Genomic DNA, 13,004 nt, shown 5'->3' with positions numbered 1-13,004 from the left:
AACATCCGGCGCCTGACCAGCACAGACACGCCCGGGAGCAGCCCGGGGCCAGGTTGTCAGTGTCCGGCGTCGTACCAGCTGGGCCCGACGCCGATCTGGACTTCCAGCGGAACGCTCAGGTCGGCCGCGGCAGCCATCTGCTCGGTCACCAGTTTCTCCACGGCCGCCCGCTCCCCGGCGGCGACTTCGAGGACCAGTTCGTCGTGGACCTGCAGCAGCATCCGCGACTTCAGGCCCTGGGACTGCAGTTCGGCATGCACGCCCAGCATGGCGCGCTTGATGATGTCAGCCGCCGAGCCCTGGATGGGGCTGTTGAGGGCGATGCGTTCGGCGTTTTCGCGCAGCTGCCGGTCGGTGCTGGTGAGGTCCGGCAGGTAGCGGCGGCGGCCCTCGATGGTGGACGTGTAGCCGTCCACGCGTGCCTGGTCCACCACGCCGCGAAGGTAGTCGCGGACGGCGCCGAACCTGTCGAAGTAGTCCTTCATCAGGGTGCGGGCCTCGTCCACGGAGATTTCCAGCTGCTTGGACAGGCCGAAGGACGTCAGTCCGTAGGCCAGGCCGTAGGACATGGCTTTGACCTTCGAACGCATGGCGCTGGTGACCTGGTCGGTGGGCACGTGGAAGATGTTCGAGCCGACGAACCGGTGCAGGTCCTCGCCGTCACGGTAGGCCTGGATCAGGCCCTCGTCGCCTGACAGGTGGGCCATGATCCGCATCTCGATCTGCGAGTAGTCGGCGGAGAGCAGGCACTCGTAGCCGTCGCTGACCACGAAGATCCCGCGGACCCGGCGGCCTTCCTCACTGCGGATGGGGATGTTCTGCAGGTTGGGGTTGTTGGAGGAGATCCGGCCGGTCGCTGCAACGTTCTGCGCATAGGTGGTGTGGATCCTGCCGTCCTCCGCCACGGACTTCTTCAGCGACTCGATCATCTGCCGCAGTTTGGCCGCTTCGCGGTGCGCCATCAGCTGGACCAGGAACTCGTGCCCGGTCTTCTCGAGGAGATTCTTGAGGGACGCGGCGTCTGTGGTGTAGCCGGACTTGATCTTCTTGGTCTTGGGCAGCTGCAGCTCCTCGAAGAGCACAGTCTGCAGCTGTTTGGGAGAGCCAAGGTTGACCTCGTGCCCGATCGCGGCGAAGGCCTGTTCCTGGGCCTGGTCGATGACCCGGGCAAGGTCCGCGAGTTGCTCGTCCATGCGGTCCATGTCCACGGCGATACCCGCCAGTTCCATGTCCGCCAGGACCCGGCTGACGGGCAGTTCCAGGGTGGACAGCAGCTCCTCGGCGCGGCGGTCCTTCAGTTCCGTCTCGAAGAACCGGCTGAGCGCGAGCACGACGGCGGCAGCCTGGACGAGTGCCCCGGCTGCGGCTGCGTCGTCACCGTCGAAGGACAGCTCCAGCTGGCCGGCCTTCGCGGTGGCTGCGGGGATGCCGACGTTGAGGTGGTGCTGGGCCAGCTCGGCCAGCTCGTAGGTGCGGCGGTCAGGCTGGATGAGGTAGCCCGAGATGGCGGTGTCGTCCACGACGCCTTCAAGGTCGAGCCCGCGGGCGGTGAGCGCTTTGAGAGCCGCCTTGTACCCGTGCAGCACCTTGGCCGCCCCGGGGTCCCGCAGCCACCCCGCCAGCACGTTTTCGGCGTCGGCGTCCTGTGTAGCGAGGTCGATGTAGGCGGCGGCGCCGGCCCGGACGATCGCCACGCCGGCGGCGTCCTCCCCGATCCGGCCGGGTACCAGGTCCACGGCGAGGGCGGACCGTAGGCCTTCTCCCCCGGCCAGGAACGCGGCCAGCTCAGCGGCAGTGGCCGGGGTGGTGAAGGCAGGCGCTTCGATGGTTTCCCGTTCGGCAGCCGGTGCGTCGGCGTCGCCATACAGGGCGAAGAGCCGGCTGCGGATGGTTTTGAATTCCAACTGGTCAAACAGGTCCTCAAGCGCCGCCTGGTCCGGGCGGGGCTCATGCAGGTCCTCCAGCGTGACCGGCAGTTCAAGGTCAGTGTGCAGCTGGTTCAGGCGGCGGTTGCGCTTGACGTTCTCCACGTTCTCCCGGAGGGCGTCGCCCACCTTGCCGCCGATGGAGTCGAGGTGCTCCAGGACCCCTTCGAGGCCGCCGTAGAGGTTGATCCATTTGGCCGCCGTCTTGGGGCCCACGCCGGGAACACCGGGGAGGTTGTCTGCCGTTTCGCCCACGAGTGCGGCGAGGTCGGAGTACCGGGACGGGGGGACGAAGTACTTGGCTTCGATGGCGGCGGCGTCCATCCGGGGGATGTCGCTGACGCCCTTTTTCGGGTACAGGACGAAGACGTTGTCCGTGACGAGCTGGAAGGCGTCCCGGTCGCCCGAGACCAGCAGGACCTCGAAGCCAGCCTTCTCGCCCATGGCGGCGAGGGTGGCGAGGATATCGTCGGCCTCGTAGCCGGGCATCTTGATGGTCTTGATGCCCCAGGCTTCCATCACCTGGGCGATGAGGTCGATCTGGCCGCTCATCTCGCGCGGCGTCTCGTTCCGGCCGCCCTTGTATTCGCTGTACTCGGCCTTCCGGTGCGTGGATTCATCCGAGACGTCGAAGGCGACGGCGATGTGCGTGGGCTGCTGTTCCTTGATCAGGTTGATCAGCATGGACGTGAAGCCGTGAATGGCGTTGGTGTGCTGCCCGTTGGAAGTGGAGAACTTGTCCGCCGGGAGGGCAAAGAACGCGCGGAAGGCCATCGAGTGGCCGTCCAGGACCAGCAGCCGAGGCTGGCCGGTCATGGGGACGACGGGGGCGTCAGTGGCTGAAACCGACCCACCGGCTGAGGGTGCCGACACCCGGGGGTCGGCGGCCTGCGGCAGAACTGGGGATGGAAAAGGGGCCGGTTTGGTTGTTTCACTCACAGGTGCCAGCCTAGTTGGCATGATGGACAATTTCACGCCGGGCCCCTATGCCGGGGAGCTGGCCGCCGCCGGCATCCCGGACCACCTGCACGGATGGCTGGGACGGTACGGCATCGGTGCTTTGGTGGTGAAAATGGGAATCCGTTTTCTGGAGATGAGCCCGGAACGGACGGTGGCCACCATGCCGGTGGAGGGCAACACGCAGGTGGCAGGGATCCTGCACGGCGGCGCGCACGTGGTGCTGGCGGAGACCCTCGGCTCCTTCGCGGCGGGAATGCACGCCGGCCCGGGACGCCACGCCGTGGGAATCGAGGTCAATGCCACCCACCACCGGTCGATTTCGCAGGGCCTGGTCACCGGCACGTGCACGGCCATCCACCTGGGCCGCACGCTCACCACACATGAGATTGTCATGACCGACAGCGGGGGGCGCCGGCTGTCCACGGCGAGGATCACCAACATGCTCCGGGACAACGCCCGGGACTAGCGGGTCAGGAAGCGCTGCCGCCCAGGAGGTACCGCAGTTCCACCACGCCCCTGCCCAGGGTGCGCGAGGCAGTCAACTCAAGGGCCGGCGTCGGGCCCTGGACCGGCAGCAGGCGTTTGCCGTCGCCGAGGACAACGGGAATGACGGACAGGATGATCTCATCCAGCAGGCCGGCAGCGGCGAACTGGGCGGCCAGGTTCCCGCCGCCCACCACCCAGATGTTCTTCCCGGCGGCGTCGCTGCGGAAGTCGTCCACGAATTCGGTGACCTGTCCACGGACGAACGTGATGTTGGCGCCCGGGGGCGCACTGTGCTCGTGGTGGGTGAAGACGTAGCACGGGGTGCCCGGGTACGGCCATTGGCCGGGTTCGTGCGCCATCAGCCATGCATAGGTTTCGCCGCCCATGACGATGCAGCCGACGCCGGCCATGAACGCCTCGTAGCTTTCGGTGCCGCCTTCGAAGCCGTCAAACTGCAGGAGCCAGCCGAGGTCGTCGGCGGAGGTGGCGATAAAGCCGTCCAGGGAGGCGGCGACGTAGTACTGGATCCGTGGCATGGGCCAAGCCTAGCCAACCGCGCAACGGCTGGACAGCACTTTGCAGCGGCGGCAGATGCCCGGGGGCGCTACTTGGAGAAGTACGGGATGATCAGGTACAGCCCGAACAGCACCGCCAGCCCGCACAGGCCAAAGCAGAGGTAGGCCAGGGAGCGCTTGGTGCCCGGTGATGGCTGCTCGGCGTCCGCGGCGATCGCGGTGAGCCGGACCCCGAGCGAGTAGAGCGTCACCACGGTTGCGGCGGCGATCAGGGTGGCGCCGGCCACCGTCAGGAGTTCCAACCACTTCATCGCTGCGTCTCCTTGGGGGTGGTGGCATCGGCGTCGGACTGTGCCGCGGCGTCCGTTTCCGCGCGGGGCTTGGGTTGGGCCTTGGTGTCGGCTTTGGCCTTGGCTTCTGCCGAGGCCTTGGCCCTGGCGTCGGCCCGGGCTTTCGCCCGTGCCTTCTTCTTGGCGAAGCGGACGGCCTGGCCCGCTTCTTCCACCTCGACGGCGTTGTGGTGGCCCACGGCGGACTTGCGTGAGTAGAAGAACATGAACAGGACCGCGCCGGTTCCTGCGATGGCGGCAATGAGGATTCCCACGACGCCGGTGTTGACCAGCAGGGCGGTCAGGGCGCCCACGATTCCGGCGGCCGGCAGGGTGAACAGCCAGCCGAGCGCGATCCTGCCCACCATGCTCCAGCGGACCGTGGTGCCGCGGCGGCCCATGCCGGAGCCGATGACTGAGCCGGAGGCCACCTGCGTGGTGGACAGGGCGAAGCCCAGGTGCGAGGAGGCGAGGATGGCGGACGCCGTGCTGGTCTCGGCGGCGAAGCCCTGGGCAGGCTTCACCTCCGTGAGGCCGGAGCCCATGGTGCGGATGATCCGCCAGCCGCCGGAGTAGGTGCCGATGGCGATGGCGAAGGCACAGGCGGCGATGACCCAGAACTGCGGCCCGGTGCCGGGTGCCTGGGTGCCTGCTGCGATGAGGACCAGGGTGATGATGCCCATGGTCTTCTGGGCGTCATTGGTGCCGTGGGCCAGGGCCACCAGGCTGGAGGTGAAGATCTGGCCGGTCCGGAAACCGCCGCGCTTCTGCGTCAGCTTGCTGCCCGTTTCGGGGTCGTGCCGGGAAGTCAGGGCGTAGGCCAGGCGGGTGCAGACGTAGGCCACCAGTCCCGCGATCAGTGGGGCGAACACGGCGGGGAGGATGACCTTCTGCAGGAGGGTCTCCAGGTTCACCGAGCCAAAGCCGATGCCGGCAATTGCAGCACCGATCAGCCCGCCGAACAGCGCGTGGGAGGAACTGGAGGGCAGGCCCTTGAGCCACGTGATCATGTTCCAGAGGATGGCGCCCATCAGGCCGGCGAAGATGATCTCCGGCGTGATCTGGACCCCGTCGGCACCTTCACGGATGATGCCGCCGGAGACCGTCTTGGCCACTTCCGTGGACAGGAAGGCACCCACCAGGTTCAGCAGGGCCGCCAGAGTGACCGCTGTCTTCGGCTTGATGGCCCCCGTGGCGATGGGGGTTGCCATGGCGTTCGCGGTGTCGTGGAAGCCGTTCGTGAAGTCGAAAAATAGAGCCAGTGCGATGACCAGCGCCACCATGAAGGTGATGTCCACCTGTTGCCCAATCTGCAGTGTTGGCGTTCAGCAGTTTCTGTGCCCCCGGCTGCCTTGCACAGCATAATTCACCGGATGTTCGCGGGGAATGTCCTGTGCGGTTTACCAAGCCGGTGTGAAACCCTATCGATCGTACGCGCCCCGGGCAGCAGGTCAAAACACCGGCCCGGCCAGGAAAGTGGTCACGGACTGCAACTGGGCGGGTGAAATTCCGTGCCGCGGATCGGGCGAAACCCCCAGCAGCCGCGGACCGAGCAGCCGGGCCCAAAGCCCTGCTTCGGCCTCATGGTCGAGCTGGTCATCGATCCAGGCAACGGCCTCCGGCCCGGTGGCCTCCAGGTCGGCCTGAAGGGCCCTCAGCTTCCACCAGCCGTCTCCGGAGGCCGGCCCGTCAGCGGACAGCCAAGGCCACGTGCCGCCGTCGAGCCCGATGGCCGGGCACAGATACCGGGGCGCGAGTTCCTCCCAGCTGGTCAGCCAGACGCAGCGGACGCCGTCCTGACGGGAGATGCTGTTGAGTCCTGCGACCAGTTCGGCGGCGTAGGCAACCGGCAGCAGTCCGGCGTCGGCTGTCCGCCACGGGGTGCCCCAGCCGGTGGTACCAGCCGGTCCGAAAGGGCAAATGACGCCGTCGACGTCGAGGTAGAGCGTCCGTGCCAACGCATGCCCCGGTGGTTCAGCCCGGCTGGTCCGACGGCGCGCGGCCGGTGTCCAGGCCCGGCGCGGCCCGCCTCTCCAGCGCGGCAATGGTCACGTCCGGCAGCACGATCAGCCCGTCCAGCTCACGGCGTGCCCGCTTGTAGGCCGCCTGCCGCTCGGCCGGGGTCGCGGCACCGTTCTCGGCAATCATGAGCAGCTTCCGGGCAGTGGCCAGGCGCTCCCGCTCCGGACCGGTGAATTTGCTGTCACGGATCCGCCGCGCTTCCCTCTCAGCCACCTCCAGGGCCACCGCGAAAGCGTTGACGGCCTTCCGGTAGGACTCCATGTGGGCGGCCGGCAGGTCCGCCGGGGAGACGGGCCGCTGGCCGTCGGCGTCGCGCTTGGCCCGCAGGAAGGCCACGGTCAGCGGTTCACGCACGTCTGTCATCAGCGGGAAGTCGATGAGTTTGCCGACGTCGAGTTCGTATTCCAGCCACCGGCGGTTGGTGGCGTCGTGGGTGGCCATCAGGGCCTCGACCTCCGCGGTGGCGGCCCTCCCGGACTCCCGGGCCTGGTTCTTCAGCGTGAGCAGCTCCACCTTCCGACGGTGCCGGCGTTCGCTGGCCTTGCGCCACGAATTCGCGTAATGCCCGGCGAACGCGGTCAACGGAAAGACAAGCCACCACTTGTCGGAGAGGAACTCAAAAAGGGATTCCACTCCCCCATCCTCGCAGGGACCACAGGCTCCCTCAAGGCGCCCTCTCCCCCGCTCCCGCGGGGCGCACAAGTCCGTCCCTCAGGCAAGGGGCCCGGCCCGCGCATCCCGCGGACCGGACCCCTGCGCTGCGGGCCTGCTGTCAGGGCGCGTCAGCGGCGCGCTCCCCTGCGTTGGCGTTGACCAGCCACGCAACGCCGTACCGGTCCGTGCACATGCCGAACACGTCACCCCAGGGGGACTTCTCCATGGGCACCGTCACCGAGCCGCCGTCGCTGAGCTTGTCGTAGTAGCCGCGCAGTTCCGTTTCGTCCTCGCCGCTGAGCGAAATGGAAATGGCGGAGCCCTCGGAGAATTCCATGCTGCTGGGCGTGTCCGACCCCATGAGGACCAGGCCGTTGGGAGTGGTCAGCATCCCGTGCATGATCTTCTCCGCCTCGGCCGGGTCCTCGGCCATCTGGTATTCGCCGAAGGTACTGACCCGCAGGTCGCCGCCGAAGACGGACTGGTAGAAGTTCAGCGCCTCCCGGGCGTTGTCCCGGAAGCTGATGTAGGGGTTGAGGATGGTCGGCATGCTGAATCTCCTTCGCGTGGGGATGTGCTCATGGTGGAACCAGACAACATCCTGCCCCAAAGGCTGCCCGGGTGGTAGGGGTCCGTGGAAGGTCCGGCGGCCCCCTGCGTCAGGGAACGAACCGGTATCCGATGCCCGGTTCGGTCAGCAGGTGGCGGGGCTTGCCGGGGTCAGGCTCCAGCTTCCGCCGCAGCTGGGCCATGTACACGCGCAGGTAGTTTGCTTCCTTGACATATCCCGGCCCCCACACCCGGGCCAGCAGCTGCTGCTGCGTGACGAGCCTGGAAGGATTCGTCACGAGGATTTCGAGGATCTTCCATTCCGTGGGCGTCAGCCGGACCGGGCTGCCGCCTCGGTCCACCCGGCGGCCGGCCAGGTCCACGCTGAACGCCGCCGAGGCCACCACCGGCGCGGCTTCCGGGGCCGGAACCCGCCGCAGCAGGGCGCGCAGCCGGGCAAGCAGCTCATCAAGGCCGAAAGGCTTGGTGATGTAGTCGTCCGCGCCCGCGTCCAGCGCGCCGACCTTGTCCGATGAGCCGTGTCGGGCCGAGAGCACCAAGACGGGCAGGTTGCTCCAGCGCCGCACGTCCCGCAGCACGTCCACGCCGTCCATGTCCGGGAGGCCGAGGTCCAGGACGAGCACATCCGGGGCGGTCCTGGAGGCGGCCTCTACCGCCGCCGCCCCGTCGCCGGCTGAATCCACCGTGTAGCCGTGGGCGCCCAAGGTGATCCGCAGGGCTTTCAGGAGGTGGGGATCGTCATCCACCACCAGCACCCGGGCGCCGCCCCCGGTGCCGGCTGCCGCCGTCGTCCCTCCGCCGTTCTCCGTCATGCCGCCACCGGCGCTCCGGCCGAAAGCGGCAACCGGATGACCATCGTCAGTCCGCCGCCCGGCGTTTCCTCCGCCTCAAGGGTTCCGCGCATCGCCTGCACGAAGCCCTGCGCCACCGCAAGGCCCAGGCCGATGCCCGTCCCCTGGTCCGCGTCGCCCAGCCGCTGGAACGGCTGGAACATCTCCACCACCTTCCGGGCCGGAACGCCCGGGCCGTGGTCGATGATCCGCAGTTCGCCGGCGGGGTGGCCGCCGGCCGCGGCACCGGTCAGGCCCGCCGGGACTCCCGAAATGGTGATGCCCGTACCGGCCGCATACTTCACGGCATTCTCTACGATGTTGGCGATGGCCCGCTCCAGCAGGCCGGGGTCCGCGTCCACGGGCGGCATGTTGGTCGGCAGCGCGAGAGTCACCGCGCCCGCCGGGAGCGGCCGCAGCGCATGGTCCACCGCCTCCCGCCACCGGACCGGTTCCAGCAGCGGTTCAACCGACTGGGCCGTAATCCGTGACATGTCCAGGAGGTTCCCCACCAGCGTGTCCAGGCGGTCCGTGCACTGGTCGATGGTTTCCAGCAGTTCCCTCCGCTCCTCCGGACCGTAGCCGACGCCGTCCTGCAGCAGGCCGCCCGCGGCCAGCTTGATGCCGGCCAGTGGGGTGCGCAGGTCATGGGACACGGCCCGCAGGATGGCGGTGCGCATCGCATTCCCCTCGGCCAGCCGGGAAATTTCGGCGCGGCTGGCCTCAAGCTGCCGCCGTTCCAGCCGCGCCCTCACGTGCACGGCGAAGGCACCCAGCAGGCGCCGCCCGGAGGCCGGGACGTCGCGGCCGAACAGGACCAGCCAGGTGGTGCCGTCCACGGGTTCCGCGCTCCGGGCCATACCCCGGGGGCCGTCCTCCCAGCCGGTGGTGTCGCCTGCCCCGGCAAGCAGCCGCCAGCCGCCCGGCGGTTCCGCCGCCCCGATGACGGCCGCGCCCGCCACGCCGAAGGCGCTGAGTGATTCCGTGAGCAGGCCCTGCAGCGAATCCTCGGACCGGGAGGCGCCCAGGGCCAGGTCGCCCAGGGTGGCCGCTTCGGATCGGGCCCGTGCCGCTTCCTTGGAGCGCCTGGCGGAGCCGTCCACCACTCCGGCCACCGCCACGGACACTCCCACGAAAACCACCAGCGCCAGGACGTCCTGGGGGTCGTGAATGGCCAGGTCCCCCACCGGCGGGGTTGAGAAGTAGTTGACCAGCAGGCTGCTCCACAGGGCACCGGCCACCGCCGGCCACAGGCCTCCGACCAGGGCGACCGCAACCGCCCCGGCCAGCTGGACCAGCACCGCCGTGGCCACGCTGTGGTCGAACACGGCGAGGAGCAGCTGCAGGCCGGCCGGGACAAACGCTGCGAGGGCGAAGCCGGCCAGGGTCCGTGCCCTGCCCAGTTCCGTGCGCGGCCGCCGCACCGGCGCGGGGCCCGGACTGCGCGGAACCACTTGGACGTCGATGTCTCCGGCGTCCCGCACCACCCGGGCTTCGACGCTGCCCTTGAACAGTCCCGCGAACCTCCTGCGGCGGGACTGTCCCACCAGGATGTGGGTGGCCTGGACTGACCGGGCATAGTCCAGCAGAGCACGGGCGACGTCGGGCCCGGCAAGGGCGTGGTATTCGCCGCCTAGCCCGGCCACGGCCCGGCGCTGTTCTTCAAGGGCGCGGGGAGACTCCCGCCGGGAGCCCGACGCCGTGCGGACGTGCACGGCCAGGACGTCACCGCCGCTGCGCCGGGAAAGCCGGGCGGCGCGCTGCACCAGGGGTCCGCCGTCGTCCCCGCCCTTGAGCCCGACGACGATCCGTTCGGTTGCCATGAGGCACATTCTTCCACTACGGACGCCGCCCGGATGCCACCCCGGCCGCCGCCGTGTGGGTCTGCTCACAGCGGCGTTAAGGATGCGTCAAGATCCCCGGTTTCCGGGGGCCGCGGCCCTGGCCCGGTGCTACGTTCGGCTGTGCCCGGGCGCCGTGCCGGGGCAGGAAGTGAAAGGCGTGGCGATGACCACCATGAGCCGGCCCCCGGCTGACCCTTCGGCCCCTCCGCTGCCCCGTGCGGTGGTGCTGAAGAACTGGCTGCTCTTCGGGCTGCAGGACGCAAAGGGCACGCACCAGGGTCCGGGCGGGGTGTCCGGCAGCGGGCACCGGAAACACCACTGGTGGCAGGTGATGTGCCTGACCGGCGTGGACTACTTCTCCACCCTGGGCTACCAGCCGGCCATCGCCGCCCTCGCCGCCGGCGCCATCTCCCCGCTGGCCACCCTGGTGCTGGTGGCCGTGACGCTGCTGGGCGCGCTGCCCGTGTACCGGCGGGTGGCCGCGGAGAGTCCCCGCGGCGAAGGGTCCATTGCCATGCTGGAGCGCCTCCTTCCCCGCTGGGGCGGCAAGCTGCTGGTGCTGGTCCTGCTGGGCTTCGCCGCAACGGACTTCATGATCACCATGACCCTCTCGGCAGCCGACGCCACGGCCCACCTGATCGAGAACCCTTTCGCACCCGGCTGGCTGCACGGCCAGAACGTCACCATCACCCTGGTCCTGCTGTGCCTGCTGGCCGCCGTCTTCCTGCGCGGCTTCCGCGAAGCCATCGGCGTCGCGGTGCTGCTGGTGGCTGTGTACCTTGCCCTGAACGTCGTGGTGGTGGCCCGGGCGCTGGGCGAAGCCGCCACGCATCCGGTGGCCGTCAGCGGGTGGTGGGATGCCCTGACCACCAGCCACGGAAACCCGTTGATGGCGGTAGCGGTGGCGTTGCTGGTCTTCCCGCGCCTGGCACTGGGCCTGTCAGGTTTTGAGACCGGGGTGGCGGTGATGCCCCAGATCAAGGGCGCCGCCGGCGACACCGACGCCAACCCGGCCGGCCGCATCCGGGGGACGCGCCGGATGCTGACCACGGCCGCCCTGATCATGAGCACCTTCCTGATCACCAGCAGCTTCGCCACGGTGGTGCTGATCCCGGAGCAGCAGTTCCAGCCCGGCGGGGAGGCAAACGGGCGCGCCCTGGCATTCCTGGCCCACACCTACCTGGGTCCCGAGTTCGGCACCGTTTACGACATCAGCACCATCGCCATCCTCTGGTTCGCCGGTGCTTCCGCCATGGCCGGCCTGCTGAACCTGGTGCCCCGGTACCTTCCCCGGTACGGCATGGCGCCCGAGTGGGCCAAGGCGGTCCGCCCCCTGGTGCTGGTGTTCACGCTGACGGGGTTCCTGGTCACCATCCTGTTCGAGGCCGACGTCGACGCCCAGGGTGGTGCGTACGCCACCGGCGTACTGGTGCTGATGACGTCCGCAGCGGTGGCCGTAACGCTGTCGGCCCGGCGGCTGCGGCAGCGGCGCCGGACGGCCGCGTTCGCCGTCATTGCCCTGCTGTTCACCTACACCACCGTCGCGAACATCTTTGAACGGCCCGAGGGCATCCGGATCGCCGGGTTCTTCATCCTGGCCATCGTGGCGATCTCGCTGCTGTCCAGGGTGCTGCGCTCCTTCGAGCTGCACGCCACGCACGTGCGCCTGGACACCCAGGCGCTGGAATTCGTGACCTCGGCGGTGTCCGGTCCCATTGGCATCATCGCCCACGAACCGCTGCGCCAGTCCGCCGAGGCCTACCGCCGCAAGCTGGCCTCCGCCACCGAGGCAAGCCATTTCCCGGACAACGTCACGCCCCTGTTCCTGGAGGTGGTGGTGGACGATTCATCCGACTTCGAAACGGCCCTGGAAGTGCGCGGGATCCTCCGGCACGGCTACCCGGTGCTGGAGGTCCACGGACCGGTGGTGCCCAACACCATCGCCTCCGTGCTGCTCCACATCCGGGACGTCACCGGCCTGATGCCGCACATCTACTTCCGCTGGACCGAAGGCAACCCGGTGTCCAACCTCCTGCGCTTCCTGGTGCTGGGGGAAGGCGAGATCGCCCCGGTCACCCGCGAAATCCTGCGCGAGGCCGAACCCGATGTGACGCAGCGGCCGTGGGTGCATGTTGGCTGACCCGCCCCGCCGCCCGAGGGGCGACGCAACCGGGAAATGTGCTGGCCGCCGACCAAAAGGAACGTAGGCTCGTGTGATGGCAAAGTTCTTCGATGTCCACCCCCACGATCCGCAGCCCCGCGCCATCGCGCAGGCCGTCCGCATTGTGCGCGACGGCGGCCTGATCGCCTACCCCACGGATTCCTGCTACGCCCTGGGGGCGCAGATGGGCAACCGGGAAGCACTGGACCGCATCAGGAGCATCCGCCACCTGGACGACAAGCACCATTTCACGCTGGTGTGCCGCGACTTCGCGCAGCTGGGGCAGTTCGTGAACATCGGCAACGACGTGTTCCGGAGCATCAAGTCCGTCACCCCTGGCAGTTATACGTTCATCCTCCCTGCCACGAAGGAGGTCCCCAAGCGGCTGCTGCACCCCAGGAAGAAGACGGTGGGAGTGCGGATCCCGGACAACCGGGTGGTGCAGGCCCTGCTGGCCGAACTCGGTGAGCCGCTGCTCTCCAGCACCCTGCTGCTGGCGGACGAGGATGAGCCGCTGACCGTCGGCTGGGAGATCAAGGAGCGGCTGGACCACCAGGTGGATGCGGTGATCGACGCCGGCGACTGCGGATCCGAGCCCACCACGGTGGTGGACTTCTCCAGCGGGGTTGCGGAAGTGGTCCGCCGCGGGATGGGCGATCCTTCCCGTTTCGAGTAAATCCGTGCCGCGGTTGCCCGTTTCGGGGTGTG

The 13,004-nt window shown here is 68.8% G+C and carries 12 protein-coding genes; 3 read left to right on the top strand and 9 right to left on the bottom strand.

What is annotated here, in order from left to right; all coding sequences use genetic code 11:
• Positions 1-56: 56 nt before the first annotated feature.
• The gene (gene polA / locus AS031_RS06100; RefSeq protein WP_058267235.1) at positions 57-2,699 is read right to left on the bottom strand and encodes a DNA polymerase I; all 2,643 of its coding nucleotides are present in this window, start codon (positions 2,697-2,699) and stop codon (positions 57-59) included.
• 184 nt (positions 2,700-2,883) lie between these two features.
• Here polA and AS031_RS06095 point away from each other — a divergent pair, with 184 nt between their 5' ends.
• Positions 2,884-3,351: a hotdog fold thioesterase gene (locus AS031_RS06095; RefSeq protein ID WP_141688767.1), complete on the top strand. Its 468-nt coding sequence runs from the start codon at positions 2,884-2,886 to the stop codon at positions 3,349-3,351.
• Positions 3,352-3,355: 4 nt separating this feature from the next.
• Here the strand turns inward: AS031_RS06095 and AS031_RS06090 are convergent, their stop codons facing one another.
• The 8 genes from AS031_RS06090 to AS031_RS06055 form a co-directional block, all read right to left on the bottom strand.
• Positions 3,356-3,907 carry a dihydrofolate reductase family protein gene (locus tag AS031_RS06090; RefSeq protein ID WP_058267234.1) on the bottom strand — a complete coding sequence of 184 codons (552 nt, stop codon included), beginning with the start codon at positions 3,905-3,907 and terminating at the stop codon, positions 3,356-3,358.
• A 68-nt stretch (positions 3,908-3,975) separates the two neighbouring features.
• Entirely contained in the window at positions 3,976-4,197 is a 222-nt protein-coding gene (locus AS031_RS06085) for a hypothetical protein (RefSeq protein WP_058267233.1), read from the bottom strand.
• Positions 4,194-5,513, bottom strand: coding sequence for an inorganic phosphate transporter (locus AS031_RS06080; RefSeq protein WP_058267232.1), 1,320 nt, complete (start codon positions 5,511-5,513; stop codon positions 4,194-4,196). Before AS031_RS06080 ends, AS031_RS06085 begins: the two co-directional genes overlap by 4 nt.
• 153 nt (positions 5,514-5,666) lie before the next feature.
• Complete coding sequence (locus tag AS031_RS06075; RefSeq protein ID WP_058267231.1) at positions 5,667-6,173, bottom strand: HAD domain-containing protein; 507 nt, start codon at positions 6,171-6,173, stop codon at positions 5,667-5,669.
• Positions 6,174-6,189: 16 nt separating this feature from the next.
• Positions 6,190-6,870 (bottom strand): hypothetical protein, encoded by a 681-nt coding sequence (locus AS031_RS06070; protein ID WP_058267230.1) that lies wholly within the window; start codon positions 6,868-6,870, stop codon positions 6,190-6,192.
• Positions 6,871-7,009: 139 nt separating this feature from the next.
• Positions 7,010-7,441: a VOC family protein gene (locus AS031_RS06065; protein ID WP_058267229.1), complete on the bottom strand. Its 432-nt coding sequence runs from the start codon at positions 7,439-7,441 to the stop codon at positions 7,010-7,012.
• A 109-nt stretch (positions 7,442-7,550) separates the two neighbouring features.
• Positions 7,551-8,273, bottom strand: coding sequence for a response regulator (locus AS031_RS06060; protein WP_058267228.1), 723 nt, complete (start codon positions 8,271-8,273; stop codon positions 7,551-7,553).
• Positions 8,270-10,114 carry a DUF4118 domain-containing protein gene (locus AS031_RS06055; protein WP_228379574.1) on the bottom strand — a complete coding sequence of 615 codons (1,845 nt, stop codon included), beginning with the start codon at positions 10,112-10,114 and terminating at the stop codon, positions 8,270-8,272. The genes AS031_RS06060 and AS031_RS06055 overlap by 4 nt, the downstream gene beginning before the upstream one ends.
• 184 nt (positions 10,115-10,298) lie before the next feature.
• Between AS031_RS06055 and AS031_RS06050 the strand changes: the two genes are divergently transcribed.
• Together AS031_RS06050 and AS031_RS06045 are read left to right on the top strand one after the other, a co-directional pair.
• On the top strand, positions 10,299-12,275 hold the full coding sequence (locus tag AS031_RS06050; protein ID WP_058267226.1) for an APC family permease: 1,977 nt from the start codon (positions 10,299-10,301) through the stop codon (positions 12,273-12,275).
• A 76-nt stretch (positions 12,276-12,351) separates the two neighbouring features.
• The gene (locus tag AS031_RS06045) at positions 12,352-12,972 is read left to right on the top strand and encodes an L-threonylcarbamoyladenylate synthase (RefSeq protein ID WP_058267225.1); all 621 of its coding nucleotides are present in this window, start codon (positions 12,352-12,354) and stop codon (positions 12,970-12,972) included.
• Positions 12,973-13,004: the final 32 nt, after the last annotated feature.

Source organism: Pseudarthrobacter enclensis (genome assembly GCF_001457025.1).
Classification (GTDB): Bacteria; Actinomycetota; Actinomycetes; order Actinomycetales; family Micrococcaceae; genus Arthrobacter; species Arthrobacter enclensis.
Note: the sequence above shows the minus strand (reverse complement) of the source record. Positions and strands in the feature narration are given on the sequence as shown.

Bases quoted from the DNA above. Each gene is read 5' to 3' on its own strand.
- polA (WP_058267235.1), bottom strand. From the start codon at position 2,699: ATGGCCTTCCGCGCGTTCTTTGCCCTCCCGGCGGACAAGTTCTCCACT.
- AS031_RS06095 (WP_141688767.1), top strand. From the start codon at position 2,884: ATGATGGACAATTTCACGCCGGGCCCCTATGCCGGGGAGCTGGCCGCC.
- AS031_RS06090 (WP_058267234.1), bottom strand. From the start codon at position 3,907: ATGCCACGGATCCAGTACTACGTCGCCGCCTCCCTGGACGGCTTTATC.
- AS031_RS06085 (WP_058267233.1), bottom strand. From the start codon at position 4,197: ATGAAGTGGTTGGAACTCCTGACGGTGGCCGGCGCCACCCTGATCGCC.
- AS031_RS06065 (WP_058267229.1), bottom strand. From the start codon at position 7,441: ATGCCGACCATCCTCAACCCCTACATCAGCTTCCGGGACAACGCCCGG.
- AS031_RS06060 (WP_058267228.1), bottom strand. From the start codon at position 8,273: ATGACGGAGAACGGCGGAGGGACGACGGCGGCAGCCGGCACCGGGGGC.
- AS031_RS06055 (WP_228379574.1), bottom strand. From the start codon at position 10,114: ATGGCAACCGAACGGATCGTCGTCGGGCTCAAGGGCGGGGACGACGGC.
- AS031_RS06050 (WP_058267226.1), top strand. From the start codon at position 10,299: ATGACCACCATGAGCCGGCCCCCGGCTGACCCTTCGGCCCCTCCGCTG.
- AS031_RS06045 (WP_058267225.1), top strand. From the start codon at position 12,352: ATGGCAAAGTTCTTCGATGTCCACCCCCACGATCCGCAGCCCCGCGCC.